27 protein-coding genes are annotated in these 24817 nt (G+C 61.3%); 22 read left to right on the top strand and 5 right to left on the bottom strand.

The window, feature by feature from the left end:
• Positions 1–115 precede the first annotated feature (115 nt).
• The 13 genes from PVW48_RS11645 (at position 116) to PVW48_RS11705 (ending at position 12398) form a co-directional block, all read left to right on the top strand.
• Positions 116–1033 carry a hypothetical protein gene (locus PVW48_RS11645; protein ID WP_274581460.1) on the top strand — a complete coding sequence of 306 codons (918 nt, stop codon included), beginning with the start codon at positions 116–118 and terminating at the stop codon, positions 1031–1033.
• Between the two features lie 92 nt (positions 1034–1125).
• Positions 1126–2082 carry an AAA family ATPase gene (locus PVW48_RS11650; RefSeq protein WP_274581461.1) on the top strand — a complete coding sequence of 319 codons (957 nt, stop codon included), beginning with the start codon at positions 1126–1128 and terminating at the stop codon, positions 2080–2082.
• The gene (locus tag PVW48_RS11655) at positions 2079–2987 is read left to right on the top strand and encodes a DUF58 domain-containing protein (RefSeq protein WP_274581462.1); all 909 of its coding nucleotides are present in this window, start codon (positions 2079–2081) and stop codon (positions 2985–2987) included. The genes PVW48_RS11650 and PVW48_RS11655 overlap by 4 nt, the downstream gene beginning before the upstream one ends.
• Positions 2984–3355, top strand: a complete 372-nt coding sequence (locus PVW48_RS11660; RefSeq protein ID WP_274581463.1) for a hypothetical protein — start codon at positions 2984–2986, stop codon at positions 3353–3355. Before PVW48_RS11655 ends, PVW48_RS11660 begins: the two co-directional genes overlap by 4 nt.
• The gene (locus tag PVW48_RS11665; RefSeq protein ID WP_274581464.1) at positions 3348–4310 is read left to right on the top strand and encodes a VWA domain-containing protein; all 963 of its coding nucleotides are present in this window, start codon (positions 3348–3350) and stop codon (positions 4308–4310) included. Before PVW48_RS11660 ends, PVW48_RS11665 begins: the two co-directional genes overlap by 8 nt.
• On the top strand, positions 4307–5206 hold the full coding sequence (locus PVW48_RS11670) for a VWA domain-containing protein (RefSeq protein WP_274581465.1): 900 nt from the start codon (positions 4307–4309) through the stop codon (positions 5204–5206). Before PVW48_RS11665 ends, PVW48_RS11670 begins: the two co-directional genes overlap by 4 nt.
• Complete coding sequence (locus tag PVW48_RS11675) at positions 5203–5877, top strand: tetratricopeptide repeat protein (protein WP_274581466.1); 675 nt, start codon at positions 5203–5205, stop codon at positions 5875–5877. Before PVW48_RS11670 ends, PVW48_RS11675 begins: the two co-directional genes overlap by 4 nt.
• Positions 5874–7070, top strand: a complete 1197-nt coding sequence (locus PVW48_RS11680; protein WP_274581467.1) for a hypothetical protein — start codon at positions 5874–5876, stop codon at positions 7068–7070. Before PVW48_RS11675 ends, PVW48_RS11680 begins: the two co-directional genes overlap by 4 nt.
• A gap of 122 nt (positions 7071–7192) precedes the next feature.
• The gene (locus PVW48_RS11685; protein WP_274581468.1) at positions 7193–7912 is read left to right on the top strand and encodes a response regulator; all 720 of its coding nucleotides are present in this window, start codon (positions 7193–7195) and stop codon (positions 7910–7912) included.
• Between the two features lie 12 nt (positions 7913–7924).
• A complete protein-coding gene (locus PVW48_RS11690) occupies positions 7925–9082 on the top strand; it encodes an FIST N-terminal domain-containing protein (protein ID WP_274581469.1) in 1158 nt (385 codons plus the stop codon).
• On the top strand, positions 9079–11355 hold the full coding sequence (locus tag PVW48_RS11695) for a hybrid sensor histidine kinase/response regulator (RefSeq protein ID WP_274581470.1): 2277 nt from the start codon (positions 9079–9081) through the stop codon (positions 11353–11355). The genes PVW48_RS11690 and PVW48_RS11695 overlap by 4 nt, the downstream gene beginning before the upstream one ends.
• A gap of 33 nt (positions 11356–11388) precedes the next feature.
• Positions 11389–12051 (top strand): hypothetical protein, encoded by a 663-nt coding sequence (locus tag PVW48_RS11700; protein WP_274581471.1) that lies wholly within the window; start codon positions 11389–11391, stop codon positions 12049–12051.
• Positions 12048–12398 (top strand): hypothetical protein, encoded by a 351-nt coding sequence (locus tag PVW48_RS11705; RefSeq protein ID WP_012177147.1) that lies wholly within the window; start codon positions 12048–12050, stop codon positions 12396–12398. Before PVW48_RS11700 ends, PVW48_RS11705 begins: the two co-directional genes overlap by 4 nt.
• 63 nt (positions 12399–12461) lie before the next feature.
• On the opposite strand, the gene PVW48_RS11710 is transcribed toward PVW48_RS11705, so the two are convergent.
• Positions 12462–13274: a quinoprotein dehydrogenase-associated SoxYZ-like carrier gene (locus tag PVW48_RS11710; protein ID WP_274581472.1), complete on the bottom strand. Its 813-nt coding sequence runs from the start codon at positions 13272–13274 to the stop codon at positions 12462–12464.
• Positions 13275–13591: 317 nt separating this feature from the next.
• On the opposite strand from PVW48_RS11710, the gene PVW48_RS11715 reads away from it, so the two are divergent.
• On the top strand, positions 13592–14437 hold the full coding sequence (locus PVW48_RS11715) for a quinoprotein relay system zinc metallohydrolase 2 (protein WP_274581473.1): 846 nt from the start codon (positions 13592–13594) through the stop codon (positions 14435–14437).
• 25 nt (positions 14438–14462) lie between these two features.
• Here the strand turns inward: PVW48_RS11715 and PVW48_RS11720 are convergent, their stop codons facing one another.
• Entirely contained in the window at positions 14463–15077 is a 615-nt protein-coding gene (locus tag PVW48_RS11720) for a hypothetical protein (RefSeq protein ID WP_274581474.1), read from the bottom strand.
• Between the two features lie 167 nt (positions 15078–15244).
• On the opposite strand from PVW48_RS11720, the gene PVW48_RS11725 reads away from it, so the two are divergent.
• The 8 genes from PVW48_RS11725 to PVW48_RS11760 all read left to right on the top strand — a co-directional run bounded on the left by PVW48_RS11725 (position 15245) and on the right by PVW48_RS11760 (position 22846).
• On the top strand, positions 15245–16357 hold the full coding sequence (locus tag PVW48_RS11725) for an S-(hydroxymethyl)glutathione dehydrogenase/class III alcohol dehydrogenase (protein ID WP_274581475.1): 1113 nt from the start codon (positions 15245–15247) through the stop codon (positions 16355–16357).
• 3 nt (positions 16358–16360) lie between these two features.
• Positions 16361–17188 (top strand): S-formylglutathione hydrolase, encoded by an 828-nt coding sequence (gene fghA / locus PVW48_RS11730; protein ID WP_012177152.1) that lies wholly within the window; start codon positions 16361–16363, stop codon positions 17186–17188.
• Positions 17189–17207: 19 nt separating this feature from the next.
• The gene (locus tag PVW48_RS11735; RefSeq protein ID WP_012177153.1) at positions 17208–17609 is read left to right on the top strand and encodes a c-type cytochrome; all 402 of its coding nucleotides are present in this window, start codon (positions 17208–17210) and stop codon (positions 17607–17609) included.
• A gap of 127 nt (positions 17610–17736) precedes the next feature.
• Positions 17737–19539 carry a methanol/ethanol family PQQ-dependent dehydrogenase gene (locus tag PVW48_RS11740; protein WP_012177154.1) on the top strand — a complete coding sequence of 601 codons (1803 nt, stop codon included), beginning with the start codon at positions 17737–17739 and terminating at the stop codon, positions 19537–19539.
• A gap of 84 nt (positions 19540–19623) precedes the next feature.
• Entirely contained in the window at positions 19624–20169 is a 546-nt protein-coding gene (locus PVW48_RS11745) for a c-type cytochrome, methanol metabolism-related (protein WP_012177155.1), read from the top strand.
• Positions 20153–21001, top strand: a complete 849-nt coding sequence (locus PVW48_RS11750) for a substrate-binding domain-containing protein (protein WP_274581476.1) — start codon at positions 20153–20155, stop codon at positions 20999–21001. The genes PVW48_RS11745 and PVW48_RS11750 overlap by 17 nt, the downstream gene beginning before the upstream one ends.
• Complete coding sequence (locus PVW48_RS11755; RefSeq protein WP_274581477.1) at positions 20998–21546, top strand: PQQ-dependent catabolism-associated CXXCW motif protein; 549 nt, start codon at positions 20998–21000, stop codon at positions 21544–21546. The genes PVW48_RS11750 and PVW48_RS11755 overlap by 4 nt, the downstream gene beginning before the upstream one ends.
• 259 nt (positions 21547–21805) lie before the next feature.
• The gene (locus PVW48_RS11760; RefSeq protein ID WP_274581478.1) at positions 21806–22846 is read left to right on the top strand and encodes a hypothetical protein; all 1041 of its coding nucleotides are present in this window, start codon (positions 21806–21808) and stop codon (positions 22844–22846) included.
• Between the two features lie 51 nt (positions 22847–22897).
• Here PVW48_RS11760 and PVW48_RS11765 read toward each other — a convergent pair whose 3' ends face one another.
• The 3 genes from PVW48_RS11765 to PVW48_RS11775 form a co-directional block, all read right to left on the bottom strand.
• The gene (locus PVW48_RS11765) at positions 22898–23710 is read right to left on the bottom strand and encodes a quinoprotein dehydrogenase-associated SoxYZ-like carrier (protein WP_274581479.1); all 813 of its coding nucleotides are present in this window, start codon (positions 23708–23710) and stop codon (positions 22898–22900) included.
• Between the two features lie 321 nt (positions 23711–24031).
• Complete coding sequence (locus tag PVW48_RS11770; RefSeq protein WP_274581480.1) at positions 24032–24163, bottom strand: hypothetical protein; 132 nt, start codon at positions 24161–24163, stop codon at positions 24032–24034.
• Between the two features lie 14 nt (positions 24164–24177).
• Positions 24178–24663 carry a DUF3280 domain-containing protein gene (locus tag PVW48_RS11775; protein ID WP_274581481.1) on the bottom strand — a complete coding sequence of 162 codons (486 nt, stop codon included), beginning with the start codon at positions 24661–24663 and terminating at the stop codon, positions 24178–24180.
• Positions 24664–24817: the final 154 nt, after the last annotated feature.

Consider the following 24817-nt stretch of genomic DNA (forward strand, 5'->3'; position numbering starts at 1 on the left):
ATGCGACTCTCTTGTGCAATGCGCCCCACCACTGAGCGTTGCGCCGGTCGCAGTCACCGTAAAAATTGGACGTGGGCGGGATGCTCCCCTACCTTTTCGACACTGGAGGCCCCCTATGCGATCTCTGCTCTTGCTTCTTTTCTGCGCCAGCCTGTTGGCGACGACCGCGTCCGCTGACAGGGCAAGTTTTGTAGATCTGGCCAAGCGCGGCTGGAATTACGAGCTGCGCACCACGATGGTGGGCCGCGACATGTCGATTCCGATCCATATAAACGGGCGCGATCTGGCCGGCGCCAGCCTGTGCCTCGTCGGAGAGGAGCCGCACCCGGCGTCTCTGGAGATCATCAACAGCTTTCGGGACCTGGCGCATCACGTGTTCGGCAAGCCACTTCCCATGCGCTATGCAGGCCGCAGCGCGACCAAGTGCGGAGCGGGCCGAACGGTCGTTCTGCGGCTTTATTCAGGGTATCCGCCCAATGCGGATCTGTCGAATGATCTGGGCTGGTTGAACCAGGTCCATCAGTTGGGGTTACCCGAGGGGCGCCGGTTCGCGGTGTCTTCCCCCGCGATGGCGCAGACCTTCTTCGGGCGCAGAGGCCAGGGGACCCATATCATGGTCAAGCAACCTGCGCTCGAACAAGTCGGGACCCTGGAAACGCTATTCTACAGATCGATCCTGATTGAAGAGCTATTCCAGTCATTCACCTTCGGAATGGACATCCTGCTCTTCGACCGGGCAGCCGAGTTCCAGTCCAAGCTTCAGGAGCTTCCGATCAATGTGAACCGGATGAACTGGGAATCCCGGGCCTTCATGCGCAACCTGCTCAACTCGAACCCGCCGGGCCTTTGTATGTTCGACGTTTTCATGTTCCATGCGGTTGCCCAGGCGCCCGTGGACCAGACGGTGGATCCGGCCTTTATCGATTTTATCGACCTGCAGTATGACCGCCTTTTTTCGGAAGCGCAGCAGACAATGAAGGACCCCCGGTTCGCGTCGATCATCGCTCCGGGCTGCCGACGTCCCGAGATCTGAACTTCCAGCTAAGACTTTCTGCGGTGTTTGCGCAATTCACTTCCTCGGCTACCGTTGCGGGAACACCGCGAGGACGGTGGTGAGGAGGACACATGGATACAAGACCGACCCCCGGCGACAGGGGTGTCGCGGCCCTGAGCGCGCATCTCGCAGCAGGTCTTGTCGGCCATGAAAGACTGATTGAAAGTCTGCTGGTGGCCTTGCTCGCCGACGGCCATCTGCTGATCGAGGGAGCGCCGGGACTGGCGAAGACCCGGGCCGTCAAGTGGTTGGCGGACGCGGTGGATGGCAGTTTTGCACGGATCCAGTGTACGCCGGACCTTATGCCGTCCGATGTCACGGGCACCCCGGTCTACAAGCCGCAGGACGGGGCCTTCGAATTCGTGCGCGGCCCGGTATTCAACAACCTCGTTCTCGTCGACGAGATCAACCGTGCGCCGCCCAAGGTCCAATCGGCATTGCTGGAGGCCATGGCCGAGCACCAGGTCACCGCCGGGGTCGAGACGTACCGATTGCCTGAGCCATTCCTCGTGGTGGCGACCCAGAACCCGATCGAGCATGACGGGACTTTTCCCTTGCCCGAAGCGCAGCTTGACCGTTTTTTGTTGCACACGGTGCTTGAATTGCCGGGCATCGAAACCGAGCGTCGCATTCTCGAGTTGGTTGAGGCAGAGACGCAGGCCGGGGTAGCCCCCACCCTGTCGCTGTCGCTGGAGGCTTTGAACGCAGCGCGGGCCAAGGTGCGGGCGATCCATCTGGCGCCGGAGTTGCGCGACTATATCGTGCGCCTGGTCATGGCCACGCGGGAAGGCCCGCTGTCCGAGGATGTTGAACACGCCGTCTCGCCCAGGGGTACGCTGGCCATGGCTGCGGCCGCCCGCGCGCGTGCATTCCTGCACGGGCGCGACTATGCCCTCCCCGAAGACGTGGTCGAGCTGGCCGGGGACGCACTGGCTCATCGCATGGTTCTGAGTTGGCGCGCCGTTGCCGATGGGCGCAAACCGCGGGATGTGGTCCGCGATATCCTGACAGCGGTCGAGCCACTGTGACCGACGCGCTCTCTGCGCCGGGGGTTGCGTTGCGGCCCGACCCCTTGATCGCGCTGCGCCGCATGGCGCTTGCGGTGAAACCGCCACAGGTGACCGCTGCGCTGCCGGGCGGGTTTGCGACAAAGCGAAAGGGTCATGGCCTCGAAGTGGCGGATTTGCGCGAATACGTGGCAGGCGACGATATCCGCCATCTGGACCGGGGCACAACTGCCCGCACCGGGCGGCTCCATATTCGCCAGTTTCAGGAAGAGCGCGACCGGGTCACCTTGCTCGTTCCCGATTTCCGGCCGGCCATGCTCTGGGGGGTGCGCCGGGCCTTTCGATCGGTCGCGGCGGCTGAAGCGCTGGCTCTTATCGGCTGGAACGTGATCGAGAGCGGCGGGCGGGTCGGGCTCATGACGCTGGGGCAAGGGCCACCGGTAATCGTGCCGCCGGCAGGGCGTGTGCGGGGCATGCTCAAACTCATCGGCGGGCTGGTGCGTGCACATGAGGCCGCTCTGGCGGGCATGGCGGCGGGGCAGGGGCAGGACCAGCACCTCGACCTGGCCCTGTCGCGCGCGGATCGTCTCGTCCCTGCGGGCAGCGAGATCGTGATCGCCTCGGGCTTCGACGCGCCGGGCGCCGCACTGGCGGATAGGCTGAATGCGCTCGGGCGCCGCCGCCTGCCGCGGCTTGTGATGGTGACCGATGGGCAGGGTTTGCCGCGGGGGGTCTATCCGATCGTCACTCGAGATGGCCAGCGCCTGCGTGTGACGCTCGGGGGCAGGGCAGGGAACCGCGGTTCAGTCGCGGCGCTGGTGCAGAACGTCGTCGGGCACCCTGCGCTGGTGCTCGACGCCGGAGCCGATATCGAAACGACGGCCCGGAGCATCGCGGCGGCCTTTCCAGCAGAGCGCGTCGCATGAGCGACCGCGCCCTCAGCGAAGCGGCCATGTTGGCAAGTTTGCGCGACATCCACCTGCCCGCCAGTGCGCCAGGAGGGGTCTGGGCCGAGCTGTGTGTGGCGGTTGGACTTGCGGCGCTGGCTGCGTTGATCGTCGCGGCGGTTTTTCGGGCGTTTACGGTACGACGAGCGGGGCAGGGTCCGGTATCGCTACAGGACAGGGTCGCGGCACTCGAAGCGCTGCCCGACGACGCGCGGCGCGTCGCCCTTTTGCATGTGCTGCGCGCGTACGCACCACAGCGCTATGCAGACCTGCGCGAGGCGCTGTACAAGCCTGGGCCCGGGGTCACTCTGGCGACGCTCGAAGCCGAGGTGGCGCGCCTTGTTTGAGCTTGCCGACCCCTGGATTCTGCTGCTTTTGCCGCTGCCCTTGGTGGCCTTGCGCGTGTTGCGGTCGGCTCAGGTGACCGGCGGTGCACTCCTGGTGCCGGACCGGGTCGGCGCTGCTCTCATCTCGGCAGGTCGCCCAAAAGGTCCGGCGCAGATGCTCACCCCGCGAAATGCTGCCTTGTGGCTGATCTGGGCGCTGGTGCTGCTTGCCATCTCGGGGCCGCGGGATCTCGCGCCGGTGTCGGCGCTCAAGGTTTCGGGCCGGGATTTGGCGATTGTGCTGGATCTGTCGGGCTCCATGGTGCGGGACGACTTCAACCTCGATGATCGGGCCGTCACACGGCTGGAAGCGGTCAAGGCGGTAGGCGCAGACTTCGCGCGGCGACGGGCCGGAGACCGGTTGGCGCTGGTTGTTTTCGGATCCGAGGCCTATTTCGCTTCGCCCTTCACCTTCGACACGGAGGCCGTCGCCCGCCGGATCGAGGAGGCCACCATAGGCATATCGGGGCGCGCGACCAGTATCTCGGACGGGCTGGGGCTCGCACTCAAACGGCTGTCGACCAGTACTGCGACGAGCCGCGTCGTCATTCTGCTGTCGGACGGGATCAACAATGCGGGTGCCACCAACCCACGCGGCGTTGCCGAACTGGCGGCACGATACGGGGTCCGGGTACACACGATCGCCCTTGGTCCCAAGGACCTGACCACGGCCGAGGTCGGCGAGCGCGGCGTTGTTGATGCGGCAACCCTGAGAGCGATTTCGCAGATCTCGGGTGGAGAAAGCTTCCGTGTGCGGACGACCGAGGATCTTGTGGCGGTGACGGAGGCGCTTGACCGGTTGGAGGCCACGGATGGTGATGGGCTCGCGGCAGAGGTCTATCGCGAATATTGGGTCTGGCCCGCGTCATTGGCCCTGGTGATCGGGGTCTGGTTTGGCTGGCGAGAGCTTTCATGACCGGTTTCGATGTAACCTTGCTGCGGCCGAACTGGCTGCTGGCGCTCATGCCGCTTGCGGCTTTCGGATGGTGGGTACTGTCCCGCCGAGGCGGTCTTGGCGACTGGCAAAGGGTTGTGGATCCGGCTCTTTTGCGGGCCATGGCGGTGCTTGGACGGGTGGATACTCAGAGCAGCCGAGCGCCGTTATGGGCCCTACTTGGCGCGCTCGCGGTAATCCTCGTCGCGTTGTCGGGGCCGGCCTTGGAACGACGCGATACCCTGTCTTACCGCAACCTCGACGGTGTGCTCTTCGTGGTGGATGTCTCGGCCAGTGTCACCGAGGATGCCCGCTGGCCGCGGATGCTGACCATGGGGCGGTTCGGGCTCGCGGCGCTGGAGACCCGGCCCGGGGGACTGATCGTCTATGGCGGGGATGCCTACGTGGCCACGGAGATGACCGGAGACCACCTGCAGCTTGGGCAGACCCTGTCCCTGCTAAGTTCTGAAATGGTCCCCGACGATGGCTCCCGACCCGAAAGGGCACTGGCTTTGGCGGCGCAGCTGTTGGCGGATGCGGAAATAATCGCCGGGGATGTGGTGCTCTTTACCGACGGGGATGGTCTGGGGCCGGCGTCGCTGCAACAGGCGGCGCAGATCGCTGCTCAGGGCGCGCGTTTGTCACTGGTCTCGCTGCGGGAGCCGCCTTCCGACTTCGCCACGCACGCGGCGGTAGGGCGGGGGGCCATTTTCGCCCTCGATCAAACCGATGCCTTCGCGGACTGGATCCAGGAGGACGCGCGCACCCGGCTGGAGGCGCAGGATTATCCGCTGCTCTTTTGGAAGGACCTTGGGAGATATGTCCTCGGCATCGCGTTGATACCGCTGCTCCTGCTTTTCCGAAAGGGGACGGCTTGAAGGGGCTGGTCCTTGTCGCGGCTGCGGCACTGGCCGTGGCCGCGTTTCTCGGCGGGGGGGCGCCCCTGGGTCGGGTCCTTCTGGCGATGGGGATGCCTAAGTTAGCGGCGCCGCTGTTCGCGGATGCGGAATGGCAGGGGGTCGCGCTCTTCCGGGCGGGCGAGTTCGACGCGGCTGCCGGAGCTTTTTCCGAGGCACGGTCTTTCTACAATCTGGGCAACGCCGAAGCCCATCGTGGCCAGTATGCCGCGGCGTTGGAGGCCTTTGACCTGGCCGATGCGAGGCGCGATCCGGATGCGCGGGCGAATTTCGACGTGGTGGCGGCCTATTACGCAGGCCTTGGCATCGATCCTGACGCGTTGGGGCTTTTTCCAGAGCGCAAGGAAGGCCCCCAGGAAGAAAGCTTCATTGCCCGGGGCGATGGCCGCGCAGCAGGCACTGGAAGCGAGGTGACGAATTCCAACACCATGCTCGGACTGGCAGAGCTCGACAGTCGCGGACAATTGGGCGTGCGACGGGTCTTCGACGACCAGTTCATGATGGCCGATGACCGATGGCTCGCACAGTTGAGCGACGTACCGGGCGAGTATCTCGCTGCACGGATTTCAGCCGAGCACAAGCGCCGCCAGAAGCTCGGCTTGTCGCCGCCAGAAGCGGAGGATCCGCGATGAAGTGGCTCCTTGCGTGTCTTTTGATGCTGCCGGGCCTCGCACTGGCGCAATCCAGCGAGGTGCTGCCAGAGGAGCTGGAGATCTGGGTTGAAATCGAGGAGACGGACCACACTCCAATGGTGCGGGAAATGGTTCTAATTACGCTCAGAGGCATCTATCGGCGGCACATCACGCGTGAAGAGATCATACAGCCCGACCTTGAAGGGTTCAGTTGGACCCAGCTTGGGACAGACACATGGCGAGAGGAGCGGTTGAACGGAGCGAGGGTCAAAACCTTCACCCGTCGCATGGCGATTTACCCAGACCGGGCGGGTACGCTGACCATCGGATCCTTTACCCACAAGCTGACCCTGACGAATGAGGCGGACGAGTGGTTCGAACACAGGATCGAAACCGCCCCCGTGAGCCTCGACGTGGCGCCGGCATCGGCTGGTCAAGGCCCGGAGTGGTGGTTTCCCGTCAAGAAACTGGAGATTTCGGACACTTGGTCGAACGCACCGGATCAGCTCGCTCCGGGGGAGGGGGTCTTGCGCATCGTGCGGGTTGAAGCGCTTGGGGCGACCCCCGAGATGCTTCCGCCCATGCCGGAACTGACTTCGCCTTCGGCCATGATCTTTCCGCACCCGGAAAAGCGCTTTGTCGAGCTTTCGCCCTTTGGGCCGATCTCCTACGCTTTCTGGCGCTGGACGATCCAGCCCGGCAATGACACCTCGACCATCGTGGAACCTTTGACCTTTCGGTATTTCGATACGGTCACCCGCGAGGACCGCAAGGTCACCATTTCAGCGCAGCGCGTGGCTTATGGTACGGTGACGCCCGAGGCCTCGGGGAACCAGCAAGTGCCTGTCTCACGGGTACAGGCCCATTTGCCGGGATGGCCCATGGGGCTTCTTGCGCTTGTGGTTTTTCTTGGCGGATCGTGGTTGGCCGTCTGGGGCAGGCAGTTCGCGGGTCTGTCGGGTATTCATCGCTTCGCGCTGTTCGATCCCCTGTCCCGAGAGTTGCGCCGTGCAGCCCGCGCCGGTGAACTTGCCGAAACCCGTCGCTGCGCACGCAAGATGCTGGCGCGCGACGGGGTAACACCGGCGCGCGCGGCAATGCTCCGCCAGTTTGACGAAGCTGCGTTCGATCCTGAGGCGGATTCGTTGGACCTGCAGAAGTTCGTTCGATCCTTTGTCGCGGCGAAATCGTGATATGGTTCTAAGAGTAATCCTGCCCCTCCGGGTCCGGCGGTGCCCGGTACGGGGCGTAGAATGCGCGCAGCGGTTGAAACAAAGAGTTCTCTAGGTAGGGTTGAGGCCCGTAGGAGGAAAGCATGCAAACTTCACATCCGGCGATCGAAGCGCGACCTGTCTCGTCGATCCTCATAGTGGATGATCATCCACTTTACAGTGATGCGCTGGAATCCGCCCTCGAGATGATGTTCACAGGGTGCGACATCCGCAAGGCACAAACGCTCAATGCAGCTTTGGAAACTGCCCAGGACGGTTTTGACCCGGATCTCGTGATGTTCGATCTCAAGCTGCCGGACGTGACGGGAGTCTCGGGCTTCAAGACCCTGCGTAACCGCCTGCCAGACTCCCGGTTCCTTGTGATATCTTCACTGGCTTCTGTCGAGTTGGTGCAATCGCTGCTCAACGAAGGCGCGGCCGGGTTTCTGCCAAAAGATACGTCCACGGCGCGTTTGCGCGACGCACTGGCGAAGATCGCAGCGGGAGGTACGTTCGTACCGAAGGATTTCCGCAAGGCCGAGACCGAAGGTGTCGAAGGGCCAGCCGCTGAGTTCGATCACCCGAAGCTGGCCGAGTTGACCCCACAGCAGCAACGCATCATGCGCCTCATCTGCAAAGGCAAACCGAACAAGGAGATTGCCTATGAGCTGTCGTTGGCTGAAGCGACGGTAAAGGCACATATAACCGCTCTGTTGCGGCGATTGGGGGCACGTAACCGGACCGAAGCGGTGGTTGTCGTGGAAGAAGCCATGGCCGCGCAACGTGGCGACGAACCCGAAGCCCGCGCTTTCCTAAGGCGCTAGGAGCGGAGTGCAATGCGCGATCACCTCTCCGACCCTTCGATCATTCAAGTTGCCGTCTCTCGTGCGACGGCTCCCCAGGCCGCAGCCGATGATGCGGCCTCCAAGATCAATTTGCCGGAGACACGCTTTGTGCTTGCTTTCGTACCTGGCGAGATGCCGGGCGACGAAGTGGCAGCTGCGCTCGACACTGCCTTGGACGGGGTGCCTGTCTTTGGCTGCTCGACCGCAGGGCAGATCACGGACAAGGGCTACGAAACTGAAGCGCTGCTGCTATTGGCCTTTCCTAAGAAGCACTTTCGGTGTTCATCCTTGATGCTCGCGCCGCTCGATCCAATTTCACCCACGGCGCTGGCCACGACTGCGCAACGTCACGAAAACGAGTTTCAGCACACAGCGGGTTGGAACCGGTTGGGACTGATCTTCTCAGACGGGGTGTCACAGCAAGAAGATGTGCTTGTGTCCACCCTCGAGGCCGTATTGAGCGATTTACCCATCTTTGGCGGTTCGGCCGGGGACTCCCTACGCTTCGAAAAGACGTTCGTCTTGCACAAGGGAGCGTCGCACAGCAACTCGGCAGTTCTCTTGATCCTGGAAACAGATCTCGAGTTTCAGGGAGTAGGGTTTGACCATTTCCTGCCTTCCGGCGCGCCCTTGGTGATCACCGGCGCGGACCCGGAGGCCCGAAAGGTCTATGAGATCAATGGCGCGCCGGCAGCAGAGGAATATGCACGACTGGTCGGCTGCAAGCTTGGAGACCTATCGCCGAAGGTCTTTGCGGAGAACCCAATGCTTGTGCAGTATCGCGACCGTCATTACGTCCGCGCGATTTCTGACGCGGATGATGCGGGGGCGTTGTCTTTCATGGCAGCGATCGACGATGGCCTGATCATGACCCTGGGCAAAGGCCAAGAAATCCTGCAGACCCTTGAAACCGGGCTGCGCCGCCGGGACAGGCGTGGCGAGAGGCCCGATTTCATCCTCGGATTTGACTGTGTGCTGCGCAAGCTTGAGATCGAGCAAAAGCAACTGGCACGGGCGGTATCGAACATCCTGTGCTCGTCGCGGGTGTTCGGATACAATACATACGGCGAACAATACTGCGGCGTCCATATGAACCAGACCTTCGTGGGCGTCGCCTTCTTCAAGTCGGATCAGGGCTATATCATATGAGCATGGTCGATCCGTCAGATCCGCCGCTGGTGCAAATCGAAAAGCAGGCACGTATCATCGATGCCCTTGTCCGCCGCGCCAATCGGCAGAGCGACATCAGCCCATCGGCTTACCGATCCTTCCAGTCGGCTATCGACTTGCAACGCCAGGTTGCTGCTCAGAGCTTGGAACTGGAGACTGTGAGGACCGAGCGCGAGCGGACGCGAAAAACCCTGGTCGAAGCGCTGTCCTCGATGGGGGAGGGAGTGGCGCTTTTCTCTGACGACCGCCTGAACATCTGCAACGACCTCTTCCGTGGATTGCTCCCGGATATTTCGCACAAGTTCGTACCGGGTCTTTCGCTTTCCCGGTACCTGGAACTCGTGGAGGTCAGCGAACGCGTTGTCTCGACGGATCGCAAACTCTCGGTACTTCGCCAAACCCTGAAGGTGCGCCAGTCCGCCGGCGCGACCACGGCACTGATGGTCGAGTTGTCCGACGATCGCTGGTACCAACTCAGTATTCAACAGACCTCGGTGGAAAATACCGTTGTGTTGATGACAGAGATCACTGCGCTGGTGCGGCGCAATCGGCGGGAGAAGGAGCATCTGATTGACCGTCAGGCCGATTACCTTGCCGCGGTGTTTCAGAACATGGGGTCAGGCGTCTGTTCGTTTTCGGCAGAGGGCGAGGTGATGATGCAGAATGCCCGGTTCCGCGAGATTTTGGGCGTGCCGCTTACGCTGCTGCAAGCAGGTACGCCACTGAGCACGCTGCTGGATTTTCTCCGCACTCGAGCGCTGATTTCGGAAGATGCTTGGCTTCATGTTGATGCCTGGCGCGACGAGTTGCGGCGCAAAGGGGCACTGGTGCGCCGAGTGAGCCACGGCTCGAACCGGGTGCTTGATGTCCATGCCAATGTTCTGCCCGATGGCGGATTTCTGGTCGAACTCAAAGACGTGACATTGGAAACTCAGACCACGGAACTGCTGGAGAACCGCGTGGCGGCCCGCACCGCAGAGCTGACGCGGGCCAATGCACGTCTGACCGCGGAATACGAGCAGAAAGCACGGGTCGAGGAAGAGCTTCGCCTGTCAAAGGAGCGAGCCGAGGCTGCGGTGTCGTCGAAGACCCGCTTTCTTGCTGCGGCCAGTCACGATCTCCTGCAACCGATCAACGCTGCCAAGCTCTTGATCTCAACTCTACAGGAAGCCACCCGAGAGACCAGTTTTCAGCCCATGGTCAAACGGCTGAAAGGTGCGTTCTCTTCGGCGGAGAACCTGTTGCATTCATTGCTTGATATTTCACGGCTGGAAAGCGCCGATCCGGAAGCGGTCTCGCTTATGGCGGTCGATCTAGGCGCGCTGATGGAAAGCGTACGGGATGACCAGTCCCCTCTGGCCGCGCGCAAGGGAGTGAGGTTGACGGTGGTACCGTGCTCACTCTTTGTGCGTTCTGATCCGGTTTACCTGATGCGGTCGATCCAGAACCTGGTTGTGAATGCGGTGCAGTATACCGAGCCGGGCGGGCGTGTTCTTGTTGGTGGGCGTCGCAAGGGCGGTCATGTGGTGTTGGAGGTCTGGGATACCGGCGTGGGCATCGCCAAGAAGGATCAAGCCCGGATATTCGAAGAGTTCACGCGCGGCGACGACGTGCAACTGGGCTCGGGCGTCGGGCTGGGCCTTTCGATCGTGGACAGAGCCTGTCGCCTGCTCGGACACGAGCTCTCGGTCCGCTCCAAGCCCGGGTGTGGGTCGGTCTTTCGAATGAAAATTGCATTGGTCGATGGCGTCCCGATCCGGCGCAAGACCCAGAGCGCCGCTGCCGATGATGGGGGGCAACCGATCGACCACATCGTCATGGTGATCGAGAATGACGAGGACGTGCTCTATGGTACGACCCAGTGGCTGGAACAATGGGGGGCCAGTGTCCTCGCTGCCCGCTCGACTGAAGAAGCTCTCGCCCATGTGAATGACATGGGCATCCCGCCGGATATTATTCTTGCGGACTACCAACTCGACGGGCCGGATACTGGGATCTCCGCCATTTCCGCCATCCGTTCGCTCACTGGCAGCGATGTGCCGGCAATCATGATAACCGCGGATCGCAGTGATCTGGTCCGGCGTCTCGGGATCGAAAATGACCTGACGGTAATGACGAAACCCGCCGCGCTCAGCCGGTTGCGTCCGCTCATTGACTGGAAGATCCAGCGACACGCTGCAAGCGTCGAGCACGGGCGGTCACACCTGCGAACCCAATTACAGACAAAGGTCGGCGGTGACAGCGGGTTGTGAGGCCCGCAAAGTGGCGGCAAGGGGAGGAAGAAGATGAGAACTATCCTGATGAGCCTGACGATCGGCGCGTGGCTCTGCGCCGCACCTGCGCTGGCTGCGCCGCTGGAAGGGGAGAAGACCTATGACTTGCTGTTCCGGCAAGGGACCCTCGACACAATTTCCCGGAGTTCGGAGTTGGTCTATCGCCGAACGGTCAAGAACAGCCTGAAACCCGAAGCGGCAGAGCGCGATACCGGAGATATCGCACTGAGCTTCCGCGAGGGCGAGGCCGTGATGGCCCTGCTGGAGTTCCGGCAGGATGGCAAGTACCGTACCCTCGGAACCTTTCCGGCCAGCGTGGGCAACCCAATGATCATGTATTTTTATGAAACCGTGGTACGTGACATGGCAGAGACGGCTGGGGGAAGCCCGTTCTACATTCGAAACCGGGTCAAGGAGGCGCTGGTCGAACCCTCGGAGATCATAGCCGGAGAGGCGATCATTGACGGCAAGACCGTTGAGACCAGCACAATCCGGATGCTGCCTTTCGAAGGTGATCCCAATGTGGACCGGATGCGCGGTTTCGGCGATCTGGAATTGCAGGTCACCATGTCGGAGGCGGTGCCGGGCTGGTACATGAGCATGGAGGCCAAGGCCTCCAACGGCGAGGTTTACAGCAACACCCTCGACTTTGAACGGCTCGACGTGGCGCGATGAAACAACTTGCCCTTCTTGCCGCCTTGATGGCGATACCTGCCGTCGCGCACGCGGACACGGTCGCCGAGCGTCTGAACGATTTCCCCACTGCGGCTAGGGCGGATTACGTCTTTGCCTGCATGGTCGCCAACGGTCAGACGCGCGAGATGCTGGATCGCTGTTCCTGCTCGATCGACGAGATCGCTGCGATCCTGTCCTACGAAGACTATCTTGCGGCGGAGACGGTTCTGTCGATGCGCCGGGTTGGTGGAGAGCGGATGTCGTTTTTTCAGAGCGCGGCCATGGCCGAGAACATCGTTGCCGAACTGCGCAGAGCCCAGGCTGAAGCCGAGGTGATCTGTTTCTGACAGATGAAAAGTCGCCGCTCCCCTGGCGGGGCGGCGGCTTTTGCATCTCGGAACTGGTCGATCCTAGCTGGTGACTTTTTTGGGCAACCGCGCTTCGAAACTGTTGCCATCGGTGTCAGTGGCTTTGACCGTCAAATCCTCGGCCCCGTTGTCGTCATAGCCGAAGCGGAAGACCGGGTTCTCGGAAATCGAGATACCCCCTTCCATCGAGAAGAGCATCTCGTCGCCCTGCCACACTTCGAGATGATCGATGAAATGGGCGGGAATGAAGAGCTGTGTGATCTGATCGCGCTGCAGTCCCGAATAGTTGGGGTGGCGGATCATGATCTGGGCCTCGCGCCGCGGCATCGACATCTGCACGTTGCTGTCGAAGGACTTCAGTTTCATCTGTCCCATATTTGCCAGTGCGGCGGCCGCGTCCTTGGTTGCCGGTGCCGAGCATCCCCCGGAGGCCTTCACGTAGCGGCCCGTCATGTGGAACCCGTCCGCAGTTTCCGCAATCACACGCACGTTGGAGTATTGATCGACACGAACCCGCAGCTCGAAATCCAGCGTGCCCATGCCCTCGCCGAAGGTGAAGAGGCCGGCGACCGGGGCGGGATTTTCATCCACAACCACCGTCGCGGCGTGGATTCGGGTCGAAGGGTCGGTCTGCTTGAGCTGGATCGGCACGGTGGCCGCGTCATGGGCGCGGTAGGGCGCGTCCATCGACAAGATCCCGTCCGCCGACATCAGGGCGACATCGCCCAATACATCTTCGCGCAGATCTTCCCAAGTGGCACTTGCTGTCAGTGGATTCTGAACTGTTTCGCCGGCCCAGGCCCACCCCGCGGTCAAAGTCGCCACAGCGACGGCGCAAACAAACTTCTTGGCCATGATCTCTTCCTCCCGGGTCCAAGCTTGACATACATGCCATAAAAACATGCAGAATGACATACGATCCCCGCGCGCGACGGCTGTCACAATCCCGTGTTACAGTGCTGCAGGAGGAAGACCCGGTGTTCGAAGCGATCGTTACCCTTTGTCTTTCCCTTGAGTCAGGCCCTTGTCGCGACCATCTTCTGCCCGGTTTCGAGGCAGCAAGTGCTTCCGCGTGCGTTGCGCGGTTGGGGCAATCCCCGCCCAACCTGCACATTGCAGGACTGGTCGCCAGAGGTGCGCCGCAGTGTGCCCCGACGGGGACTACATTTGAGATGGCCGAGGTGGCAGAGGGTGTTTTCGTCCATCGTGGCGCTGTTGCAGAACCTGACATGAACAACCGGGGCGATGTGTCGAACTTGGGCTTCGTGGTCGGAGAGCGCAGCGTCGTCGTGATTGACAGCGGCACAGCGCGCTGGATGGGCGAGGCGACCTGGCGCGCGATCCGGGCAGTGACCGACAAGCCGGTCAGTCATGTCATCCTGACCCATATGCATCCCGACCATGTCTTCGGGGCATCGGTTCTCGTCGAAGGGGGGGCGCTGGCAGTGGGGCACCGGGATCTGCCCCGGGCACTGATCGACCGGCAGGCCAACTATCTCGCAAGCCTTGCGCGGTTGATTGGGGCTGAGACGATGCTGGGTACCGAAGTGACCTTGCTGGACGATTTTGTCGAGACAACCGCAGAGATTGACCTGGGTGGGCGCGTCCTGGAGTTGGAGACCTGGCCCACGTCCCATACGGGCACCGATTTGACAGTGCTGGATCGAGAGAGCGGCATTCTGTTTGCCGGGGACCTGGTCTTTGATCGGCATACACCCGCCTTGGACGGAAGTCTGCTGGGATGGCGCGCAGTCATCGCCGAACTGGCGCAGCGCGAGATTACCGGAGTGGTGCCGGGCCATGGCGGCCCCCTGTTGGAGTGGCCAGTAGGAGCGGCCGACATGGCGCGGTATCTCGGTGTTCTAGAACGCGATACGCGGCGGGCGCTGGATGCGGGGGAGCGACTGGGCGAAGCGGTCGCACGGATCGCAGCTGAAGAACAAGAGTACTGGGAGCTTTTCGAGGCCTACAACCCGCGCAACGCAACCGTGGCGTTCACTGAGCTTGAATGGGAGTGAGCGCAACCCCGCAGCGCGAGCAACCCTAGTCGACGACCGCGACGCGCTGCAACATCTGGGCGATCCCAAAGAGCCGCCGCTCAAGCAAGGTGGGCGTTTCACACAGGTAGGTGATGTTGCGCTGGCGGTCCGTGTAGATGATCTGGTCCCAGTCGATCGTTTCTTCGAGGGCGTCGATCACATCGAAGTTCGGTGCGTCTTTCGCCATCTCGGCATCCATCGCTAGCCGATTGCCATCGATCTTCTCTGCTAGCGCGATCTGGCTCAATGAGAAGTCCTCGATCCCCGAGATGATACGGCTGCGCCGCTTTGAAAGGTTGTCGAACACGTCATGGAACACAAGGCCAAGGGTTTCGGTATCCCCGTTATAGGCCTGGGCGAACGCCGCCACACGAGGTTCCAGTTCCTCCAGCGTCACGCGCCGCAGACCGAGGTATCCGGCCAGTTCCGCGACATCCGCGTCCCGCGCCTTGTCCGGGGTAACCGTCGTTGGGTCGAGGGGGAACGCCCACATCAGACCGGGTGACAGGTTCTCGACCTTTCGTTGAACGCACGGCCATGTCGGATCGGAGTAATCCGCCGCCAGCGCCGGAAGAGACGGGAGCAGAATCGCAAGTGCAACGGCCAGAGGTCTAAGCATGTGACATCCTTGTTCAGGTGTTGGTGCAGTATGACTAACCGGGTTTCACCTGTCCAATCATCCGAATACCCACCATTGTCTTAATTGATGCAACGAACCTCGCGCGCCCATAGTCGGGATACGATCATGGTGGCTTCGCACCATCATGGTCAGTGGGAGGAAATTGAATGCGAACGCGCGCAGCTGTGGCAGTTGCTGCTGGTCAGCCACTGGAAGTGATGGAAGTAAACCTGGACGGTCCCAAGGCCGGTGAGGTTCTGGTCGAAGTCAAGGCGACTGGCTTGTGCCATACCGACGAGTTCACCCGGTCCGGCGACGATCCCGAGGGCATCTTTCCGGCCATTCTCGGCCACGAGGGCGCGGGTATCGTCATCGAGGTCGGCGAGGGTGTCACCAGTCTAGAGGTCGGCGACCATGTGATCCCGCTTTACACCCCGGAATGCCGGGAGTGCGAATACTGCCTGAACCCCAAGACCAACCTCTGCCAGAAGGTTCGGGCGACGCAGGGACAGGGCTTGTTGCCTGATGCTACCACCCGGTTTTCTATGCTCGATGGCACTCCAATTTATCACTACATGGGCTGCTCGACCTTCTCGAACCATACGGTGGTGCCTGAAATTGCACTGGCCAAGGTCCGCAAGGACGCGCCCTTCGACAAGATCTGCTATATCGGCTGCGGCGTGACCACCGGCATCGGTGCAGTGATAAACACCGCCAAGGTCGAGATCGGCTCACGCGGGATCGTGTTCGGCCTCGGTGGTATTGGCCTCAACGTGATCCAGGGCCTTCGTCTTGCCGGTGCGGATCAGATCGTCGGTGTGGACCTGAACGATGGCAAGATCGAGATGGCCCGCCATTTCGGGATGACCGATTTCGTGAATCCCGCCAAGGTCGAGGGCGACCTGGTGGCGCATCTGGTCGATCTGACCGGCGGTGGGGCTGACTATACCTTCGACGCCACGGGCAACGTACAGGTGATGCGCGCGGCCCTCGAATCCGCGCACAAGGGCTGGGGCGAGAGCATCATCATCGGCGTGGCCCCGGCTGGCGCCGAGATCGCGACGCGGCCTTTCCAGCTGGTCACGGGCCGGGTCTGGCGCGGCACCGCTTTTGGCGGCGCGCGGGGTCGGACGGATGTGCCGAAGATCGTGGACTGGTACATGGACGGCAAGATCGAGATCGACCCGATGATCACGCACAAGCTGACCCTGGACGAGATCAATCACGGCTTCGACCTGATGCACAAAGGCGAATCCATCCGCGCAGTCGTGGAGTTCTGAGGGGTGGTCGACCTGGTGGCAGAGAACCGGAGCTTTGGCGGAACGCAGAAGGTGTTTTCGCATCGGTCCAGCACATGCAACTGCGATATGACATTTGCCGCCTACTTGCCGCCGCAGATTTCGGAAGGTCCGGTGCCGGTTCTCTGGTACCTATCGGGACTCACGTGCACCCATGAAAACGCCATGGTCAAAGGTGGGTTTCAGGAGCACGCGGCCAAGAACGGTATCGCCGTGGTGTTTCCCGACACATCGCCGCGAGGCGATGGGGTAGCCGATGACGACGCCTATGATCTGGGGCAGGGGGCGGGGTTTTACGTGAATGCCACTCGCGATCCGTGGAAGCCCCATTTCCAGATGTATGACTATGTCCTGCAGGAATTACGTGGTATTGTCTTGGAAACCCTGCCGGTGCAGGACCGCCACGGAATTACCGGGCATTCGATGGGGGGGCATGGAGCGATTACCATGGCCCTGCGTAACCCTGACATGTTCACGTCGCTGTCCGCCTTCGCACCGATTTCGCACCCGACTCAGTCCGATTGGGGACGAAAGCAGCTTAGCGCTTATCTGGGTGATGACGAGGCGGCTTGGTCGGCGCACGATTCGACGATCCTGCTCAAGGAACATGGATGGAAGGGCGATTTGCTGGTGGATCAGGGGGCGTCGGATCAGTTTCTGGACCTCTTGAAGCCAGAGGCTCTGGCAGAGGCCATGATTGCCCGCCGCCAACCCGGTCAGGTTCGTATGCAGGCGGGTTATGACCACAGTTATTTCTTTGTGAGTACCTTCGCGCAGGACCACGTCGAGTGGCATGCCGCACGTCTGAACTGAGGAAACCGGAAGGGAGACCATGAACCGCATCCTCGCCGCAGCGACTTGTCTCGTGACACTGCCTGTCTTGGCTATGGCGGCTGGCGATATCACCGTAGACGCTGCCGCCGGCGAGAAGGTTTTCCGTACCGGCAAGGCGTATCACCAAGTAAGCGTCGATGCCGAAAGCAGAGCCAGTCCCCGGCTCAACGGTGCGGTCGACCGCGCAGTCGGTTCGATCGAGGGGTTCTCGTATTCCGACGCGTTTGTGGTTCTGAATGCCGAAGGCACAATCAGGAGCACAGAAAAATTTGCGGCGTTTCTTGCCAAACCCAAGAACTTCGAAAAAGGCACAATGATAGCCTTTGCGGGTCTTCGGAAGAAAGAGGACCGCAAGAACATGATTGCCTATCTCGCCACCTGCTGGGTGGAAGGGATGTAAGGCCGAAACCTTCTGTAGGGCCGAGGAGGAACATCGTCCCCGCAGAAAACGCCAAGATGGTCGGCCCAGGGACGGGGCGAGCATCGCTTTCGCGGCGAGACCGCCGCTTCTTTTGGGAGGAATATTGATGAGAAGGTTTTCGCTTCTGACATCAGGAATTGCCCTTTGTGCCGCCACTGTTGCGTATGCAAATGACGACTTGATCACTCAAATGGACGACTCGAAACAATGGGCGATCCAGACTGGCGACTATAAGAACCACCGTTACTCCGAACTGGATGAAATCAACGCCGAGAACGTGGGGGATCTGCAGGTTGCCTGGACATTCTCGACCGGCGTTCTTCGCGGTCATGAAGGCTCGCCTCTGGTGATTGGCGATACGATGTACGTGCACACGCCGTTCCCGAATATCGTCTATGCCCTCGATCTGTCCAATGAAGGCAAGATCATCTGGAAGTACGAGCCCAAGCAGGACCCGGATGTGATTCCGGTGATGTGCTGCGACACGGTGAACCGTGGTGTGGCCTATGCGGATGGCAAGATCTTCCTGCACCAGGCCGACACCAAGGTCGTCGCACTCGATGCCAACACGGGCGATGTGCTGTGGGAAGTCCAGAATGGCGACCCGTCAATCGGCGAGACAAACACCGCGACGGTTCTGCCGGTCAAGGACAAGGTCATCGTCGGCATCTCCGGCGGTGAGTTCGGTGTCCGCGGTCATGTCACGGCCTATGACATCAACAGCGGCGAACTGGTATGGCGGGCCTATTCGCTGGGTCCAGATGACGACATGCTTGTCGATCCGGAAAACACCACCCACTTGGGCAAGCCGATCGGCGAGAATTCGAGCCTGAATTCCTGGGAGGGCGATCAGTGGATGATCGGCGGCGGCACCACTTGGGGATGGTACGCAGCGGACATGGAAGAGAATCTGTTCTACTACGGTACCGGCAACCCCTCGACCTGGAACCCGGCCCAGCGGCCCGGCGACAATCGCTGGACGATGACGGTCATGGCGCGCGATATCGATACAGGTATGGCGAAATGGTTCTACCAGATGACCCCGCATGACGAGTGGGATTATGACGGTGTGAACGAGAACATCCTGACCGAACAGGAATTCGACGGCGAGATGCGCAAGCTGCTCACCCGCTTCGATCGTAACGGCCTGGCGTACACCATGGACCGTGTGACCGGCGAATTGCTAGTGGCCGAGAAGTTCGACCCGGTCGTGAACTGGACTACCGGTGTCGATATGGACCCGAACAGCGAAACCTACGGTCGTCCGCAGGTGGTGGCTCAGTATTCCACCGCACAGAACGGTGAAGACGTCAACACCACCGGCATCTGCCCAGCTGCGCTGGGCACCAAGGACCAGCAGCCGGCGGCCTATTCACCCAAGACCCAGGTGTTCTACGTGCCGACCAACCACGTCTGCATGGACTACGAACCCTTCCGGGTGAGCTATACCGCAGGCCAGCCCTATGTCGGGGCGACCCTGTCGATGTACCCGGCGCCGGACAGCCATGGGGGCATGGGCAACTTCATCGCCTGGGACAATATCAACGGCGAGATCTTGTGGTCCATTCCCGAGAAGTTCTCTGTCTGGTCCGGTGCGCTGGCAACGGCTGGCGACGTCGTGTTCTACGGTACGCTCGAAGGTCACCTGAAGGCGGTGCACGCGGACACGGGCGAGGAGCTCTATCGCTTCAAGACTCCGTCCGGGATCATCGGTAACGTGATGACCTACGAGCATGACGGCAGACAGTATGTCGGCGTCTTGTCGGGTGTCGGCGGTTGGGCCGGGATCGGCCTCGCAGCGGGCCTGACAAACCCCAATGACGGTCTGGGCGCCGTGGGCGGCTATGCTGCCCTGAGTGACTACACCGCCCTGGGCGGTCAGTTGACCGTGTTCGCCCTGCCGAACTGAGACCTGGAATGGTTTGCCTAGTGTGTTGGCGCATTGAGAGATGCGCCAACACGTAGCTTCAACCTTTAAAATTGAAAGGCCAGCATGATGATGCGCTCCGCAGCCCCCCTCGCGATAGTCGCAGCCGCCACGGCCGCCCTGACCGCGACAGTTGTTTTCGCGGCAAACTGGTCCGATCAGGATGTGGATCCTGAAGGGGACTATCCGGAAGTTCCGGTCGCCTATTCCGAGGGTGGCCGCTATTTCACCGAAGACGATATTCCGACCTTCAACATCGCCGAAGACGGCACCGTCGACTGGCTGACGTTCAACGGTTTCCGCCGCTATCATGCCGAGTGTCATGTCTGCCACGGCCCGGACGGCGAAGGGTCGACCTATGCGCCGAAGATCAAGAATTCCGCCATCCACATGGGCTATTACGACTTCTACGATGTCGTGGTGAATGGCCGCGCGGTTGGCAACTCCGTCATGCCCCATTTCGGCGACAACAGGAACGTGATGTGCTATCTTGATGATATCTATGTGTATCTCAAAGCACGCGCCGTGGATGCCGTACCGCGCGGTCGCCCCGCCAAAAAGGAAGCCAAGAGCGACATGATCCGCGAGGAAGAAGATGGCTGCATGGGCTGATGTGCTATGCAGATTGACCGTGACCCTGTCGGTCGGGCTGGCAATTTCCTCCGGAGGGGTCGCGGCCCAAACCTCTGATCTGGTATCGACAAACGCCCTGCGGGTCTGCGCGGATCCCGCGAACCTGCCGATGTCCGCAAAGACCGAGGATGGGTTCGAGAACAGGCTGGCGGAGTTAGTTGGATCGAAGCTGGAATTACCGGTCCAATACACATGGTATCCCATGGCCACGGGGTTTGTGCGTAACACGCTCAACGCCAAGAAATGCGATCTGGTGATTGGCTATGCACAGGGCCATGAGCTGGTGCTGAACACCAATCATTACTTCACGTCCGTCTATTCCCTTATCGTTCCCGCCGAGGGCGATCTGGCCGGCGTGACCTCGCTCGATGATCCGTCCCTGCAGGGGCGGCGGATCGGGATCGTCGCGGGCACGCCGCCCTCGGCCCATCTGGCACGCAACGGGCTTGTGGGAAAAGCGAAGGCCTATAACCTCGTGGTGGATCGTCGCCACGAGAGCCCTGCCGTTGATATGCTCAATGATCTGGAGGCGGGCGACATTGACGCCGCGATCCTTTGGGGCCCCATTGGCGGACCACTGGTCAAACAGAACCACCCCAACCTCAAACTGATCCCGCTGGTGAACGAGACCTTGCCGCCGCGGCTGTTCTTTCGGATCACCATGGGGGTCCGCCAGGGCGAAAAGGTTTGGCAACGCAGGCTGAACTCCCTCATCCGGCGGCATCAGGACGAAATAAACGCCGTGCTTTTCGAGGCGGGCGTGCCGCTGGTCACTGATCTCGGCAAGGAAGTGATCGAGCCACCACAATGATCCGGGGGCTGGCCCTTCTGCTGTGGCTGCCGCTGGCGGCCGCTGCGCAGCCGGTGCCGGAGCCCGAAGACTACAGAATGGATCACTACCGCGCTCCGGTTCCGGCAACGCTGAGTGGGGCGGCGGTCGTGGGACCGGAAGCTGCTTATGCCCTCTGGCTCGGAGGCGAAACGGTATTCATCGATGTGATGCCCCAGGCACCGAGGCCCGCGAATTTGCCAGAGGGTACGCTCTGGCGGGACAAGCCGCGCTATTCGATCCCGGGCTCCATATGGTTGCCCAACGTGGGCTATGGTGCGTTGGCCGAGATCACGGAGCAGTACTTTCGCGATGGCCTCGCGCGGGCCACCGGGGGTGAGAAGACGCATCCGATCCTGCTGTTTTGTCTCGAAGATTGCTGGATGAGCTGGAACGCTGCGAAGCGCGCGCTCGCTTGGGGTTATGCTGCGGTTCATTGGTTGCCAGAGGGCAGCGATGGCTGGGTGCTTTGGGACTATCCGCTGGAGCGTATCACTCCTGAAGAGCCGCAGCCTCAATCGAACTGAGATCGCGACGGGAAAACATCTGCAAAAAAATAAGTCCGGATGAGGCTGAAATGGTAGGCTGACGGGCGAAAACACAACGAGATTCGTCCAACCTGGCACGCTTGCCGGGTTCGCGCGACGGGGGGGAATTACATTGGAAGACAAAAAGATATTCGCCGCATTCGGGGCTGTAATCGGGATTTTGCTCGTTTTTGCCGTTGGACGCGGCCTTTCGGGCGGGGACGATACGGCAGCCCTGCTAGATGCGCGGACCGCGCCGTTGACCGAAGCAGTCGCCGATCTCGAGAGCCGGTTGAACGCGGTACAATCCCGCCTCGATGGCGAACTCGTGAAGGTACAAGACGCCATGGATAGCAGACTTGCGGACCTGCAGGGTGCAGTAGATGCGCTTGTGGATCAGGCATCCGGTGCGCTGGCCGAAGAGGATCTGGCGGCGTTGCGCATACGCCTCGAAGAACTGGCGATGCAATCCGGCGATCTAAGCGAAATGGTCGCCGCGTTGGGGGCCGCAAGCCCGCCTGAAAAGACCCTGGCGCCTGCCACCGAGCAGGCCAGCGCACCGGCAGACGAACCTGCCGAAGAGGAGGCACCGGGTGCGCCCGGACTGATGCCGGGGCAGACCGCGCTTTTCGCGGATGGCGCCGTGCGGGTGTTCGTCTCCCGGCTCGACCCGGGGACCAACAGCCTGCGCGCCTCAATCAACGGAGACCGCAAGACCCTGCGCGAAGGGATCTGGCGCACCGTTGCATCGGGCGATGGGCATTGCCGCATCACCCTGGAAGGCCTGTCCCGCAACGGCGCCTCGATCTCCGCCCTGTGCGGCGATGAACTGCCCGCCGCAGAAGGGATCAGTCCAGGTGAGACCACGATCCTGAATGATGGCAGTCTGCGGGTCTTTGCATCTCGAGTCACAGAGGACGCAGCGCGTCTGTCGGTCAATGGCGAGAACGTTTTTCTGGCCGCCGGCGATCGCGCCACGGTGATGGCTGGCGCGCAAAGCTGCCGCCTGACGCTTGCGCAAGTAGATCGCGCTCATGCAACGGTCGGGGCTGAATGCACTGATGCCGTCTGGCAGTCGGCGGAACTGGGAGCCGGGGAAGCCGCCATTCTGGGCGACGGGGCCGCGCGTGTTTTTGTCTCGTTGGTGCAACCGGATGGGACCGCACGGATCGCGGTCAACGGCCTTGCGCTCAGTACTGCGCAAAGCGGTCAGACTACCGCGATGGCGGATAACTGCGATCTGACCGTGAGTGATGTTTTTCGCCGCGCGGCGCAGTTCAGCTTCGCTTGCTACAATTGATGCCGAGCCCGCCGGGTTCTGAGCCCGGCGGCGTCTTTTCCTGTGTTCGGGTCAGTACCCGGCGAGCTTCTGATGCAGCTTGCTGACGGTGCCGTCGGTGTCGGTCATGGTGACGTCGACCGATCGGGAGCTGCTCGGTATTGAAAGCCCGACACGCGGGTTTTCTGAAAGAGAGATTGATCCCGTCATCTCGACGAACCTGGATTCATCGAGGTCGATATCGACACTTTCGACATAGCGCATCGGGATGAAGAGCAGCGAGATCTGGTCCCTTTGCATACCCGAATGGGACGGGTGTGAAATATCCACATCCATGCGCGACAATCGCGAGGCGAAGCTGATCAACTCTCCTTCCGCGATGCCGGGCAACGCACTGCCAAGAGAGACATCAATCTCGCCCAGCGACGTCAGTGCCGCAATTGGATCGGTCCCCGGCGGGGCGGCACACGCACCGGTGCCCGAGGTCTTCACGAAACTCTCTTGCACGAAGAGTCGCCCATCGCTGGTTTCGGCTACAACATGCAAGGGCGTCGGCCCGTTCACGCGCATTGTCACGTCAAAGAAGAAGCTCGGCTGCGGGTCCTTGAGCTCGAACACGGCAGAGACGGGCATGGGGTTCTCGTCGAGCACGACCCAAACCTTCGATACCTCGGTTCCCAAGGGCGGAATGATCTGAGCTGCGAGATCCGTGCGGGCGTCGTCCGGAGTGCGGTAGGGGGCATCGATGGCGATGACCTTGGCACCGTCCAGCAACAAGCGGTCTCCATAAAGCGCGGCTCTGATGTCATCCCATGCCTCCGCCCCGGCAAGCGCAGGCAGGGCGGTACAGCACAAAAGGGCAGTCGTCAGGGTCAGGCGGGTCATTTCGTTCCTCCCAGAACAAAAGCACCAATGGTGCGTGGGCCGTCGCACGTAATGACGGAGGGTAGCACGGCAGAGGTTTTTGCGTCGATATCGATCACCGGGATCAGATTTCCGTTTTTTGCAAGTCGCAAATGCAACACTGCGCGTCGCCACTGGTGCGGTGGCGGGGCACCGAGCCGCAAACAGGTCAGAACCCGGGGGCACCAAAGCGCTCCGTCACCGCGTCGAGTCCCATCAGAAGGCCCCTGTCACCGCCGCGATCGCGGCATCGCCATTCGGGTGCTTGGTCGAGACGACGGTCGGCTGCGAGGGCATTTTTGTTCAGTTGCCGCGCACCGCCCAGACTTCTGCGGGAACGGCGGCCATCTGCGTGGTCAGGCTGACCGTCTGGCATCTCAGTTCATCGGCCGTGGCGAGACAGGGCAAGAGCACCGCGGTCACCCAAGCCAGCATGAAGTTGCACTTTCTCATTTTTCGCCCTTGAAAATGCGATTGTTCAAGATGTAGCGCATGCCGCGGGACCAGCTGTCATCTGTGTTGCCCCGGATGTCGACGACGCCACCTTTGACCAGATCCCCGCTATTCGCATCGCGCAGCTGAAGGTTCATGGTCAGAATAAGGTTCGACACTTTCTGCACCTCGCCCACCAGGGAGAAACCCGCTCCCAAGCGTTGAGCGATCCGCGTGTCACAGCCATAGCATTTTGCAAGATTGGCGACTCGGTCGATGGCCACCTTTTCCGGCGCCAGATCAACCAGCTCATAGCCTTCGGCTTGGAACCTTTCCGCGACAACCTTTTCGAGAGCCTCGAGCCGCGCAGCCTCCGCAGGGTCAGGGCCCAAGGCGGCAGTTTGCAGGGACGTATCGAGCATGGTCAGCCCGAAGAAGGCCACCTTGTCCTGCGCCGCCGCGCTAGTCGTCCAGAGCAAGGTGACCAAGAGGATCTCTTTCATGTCCCTGTTCTTAAAAAATAAGAGTTACGTGTGAGGATCTGACTGTTAAGCTTTGAAGGCAACCACGCCAAAGGTATCGGCCTGGGACCGTTCGGACCCGAGAAACCAGGGCAAGAAGAAACCTGGTGCTTCGAAGTGTCGGGCGAGGGGAGGA

Source organism: Dinoroseobacter sp. PD6 (assembly GCF_028807315.1).
Classification (GTDB): domain Bacteria; phylum Pseudomonadota; class Alphaproteobacteria; order Rhodobacterales; family Rhodobacteraceae; genus Dinoroseobacter; species Dinoroseobacter shibae.

Excerpts from the sequence above, each read along its gene's own strand:
- PVW48_RS11685 (WP_274581468.1), top strand. The coding sequence starts at position 7,193 with ATGCAAACTTCACATCCGGCGATCGAAGCGCGACCTGTCTCGTCGATC.
- PVW48_RS11680 (WP_274581467.1), top strand. The coding sequence starts at position 5,874 with ATGAAGTGGCTCCTTGCGTGTCTTTTGATGCTGCCGGGCCTCGCACTG.
- PVW48_RS11735 (WP_012177153.1), top strand. The coding sequence starts at position 17,208 with ATGAACCGCATCCTCGCCGCAGCGACTTGTCTCGTGACACTGCCTGTC.
- PVW48_RS11695 (WP_274581470.1), top strand. The coding sequence starts at position 9,079 with ATGAGCATGGTCGATCCGTCAGATCCGCCGCTGGTGCAAATCGAAAAG.
- PVW48_RS11650 (WP_274581461.1), top strand. The coding sequence starts at position 1,126 with ATGGATACAAGACCGACCCCCGGCGACAGGGGTGTCGCGGCCCTGAGC.
- PVW48_RS11725 (WP_274581475.1), top strand. The coding sequence starts at position 15,245 with ATGCGAACGCGCGCAGCTGTGGCAGTTGCTGCTGGTCAGCCACTGGAA.
- PVW48_RS11660 (WP_274581463.1), top strand. The coding sequence starts at position 2,984 with ATGAGCGACCGCGCCCTCAGCGAAGCGGCCATGTTGGCAAGTTTGCGC.
- PVW48_RS11775 (WP_274581481.1), bottom strand. The coding sequence starts at position 24,663 with ATGAAAGAGATCCTCTTGGTCACCTTGCTCTGGACGACTAGCGCGGCG.
- PVW48_RS11690 (WP_274581469.1), top strand. The coding sequence starts at position 7,925 with ATGCGCGATCACCTCTCCGACCCTTCGATCATTCAAGTTGCCGTCTCT.
- PVW48_RS11740 (WP_012177154.1), top strand. The coding sequence starts at position 17,737 with ATGAGAAGGTTTTCGCTTCTGACATCAGGAATTGCCCTTTGTGCCGCC.
- PVW48_RS11700 (WP_274581471.1), top strand. The coding sequence starts at position 11,389 with ATGAGAACTATCCTGATGAGCCTGACGATCGGCGCGTGGCTCTGCGCC.
- PVW48_RS11670 (WP_274581465.1), top strand. The coding sequence starts at position 4,307 with ATGACCGGTTTCGATGTAACCTTGCTGCGGCCGAACTGGCTGCTGGCG.
- PVW48_RS11770 (WP_274581480.1), bottom strand. The coding sequence starts at position 24,163 with ATGCTGGCTTGGGTGACCGCGGTGCTCTTGCCCTGTCTCGCCACGGCC.
- PVW48_RS11710 (WP_274581472.1), bottom strand. The coding sequence starts at position 13,274 with ATGGCCAAGAAGTTTGTTTGCGCCGTCGCTGTGGCGACTTTGACCGCG.
- PVW48_RS11765 (WP_274581479.1), bottom strand. The coding sequence starts at position 23,710 with ATGACCCGCCTGACCCTGACGACTGCCCTTTTGTGCTGTACCGCCCTG.
- PVW48_RS11750 (WP_274581476.1), top strand. The coding sequence starts at position 20,153 with ATGGCTGCATGGGCTGATGTGCTATGCAGATTGACCGTGACCCTGTCG.
- PVW48_RS11645 (WP_274581460.1), top strand. The coding sequence starts at position 116 with ATGCGATCTCTGCTCTTGCTTCTTTTCTGCGCCAGCCTGTTGGCGACG.
- PVW48_RS11705 (WP_012177147.1), top strand. The coding sequence starts at position 12,048 with ATGAAACAACTTGCCCTTCTTGCCGCCTTGATGGCGATACCTGCCGTC.
- PVW48_RS11715 (WP_274581473.1), top strand. The coding sequence starts at position 13,592 with ATGGCCGAGGTGGCAGAGGGTGTTTTCGTCCATCGTGGCGCTGTTGCA.
- PVW48_RS11745 (WP_012177155.1), top strand. The coding sequence starts at position 19,624 with ATGATGATGCGCTCCGCAGCCCCCCTCGCGATAGTCGCAGCCGCCACG.
- PVW48_RS11720 (WP_274581474.1), bottom strand. The coding sequence starts at position 15,077 with ATGCTTAGACCTCTGGCCGTTGCACTTGCGATTCTGCTCCCGTCTCTT.
- PVW48_RS11755 (WP_274581477.1), top strand. The coding sequence starts at position 20,998 with ATGATCCGGGGGCTGGCCCTTCTGCTGTGGCTGCCGCTGGCGGCCGCT.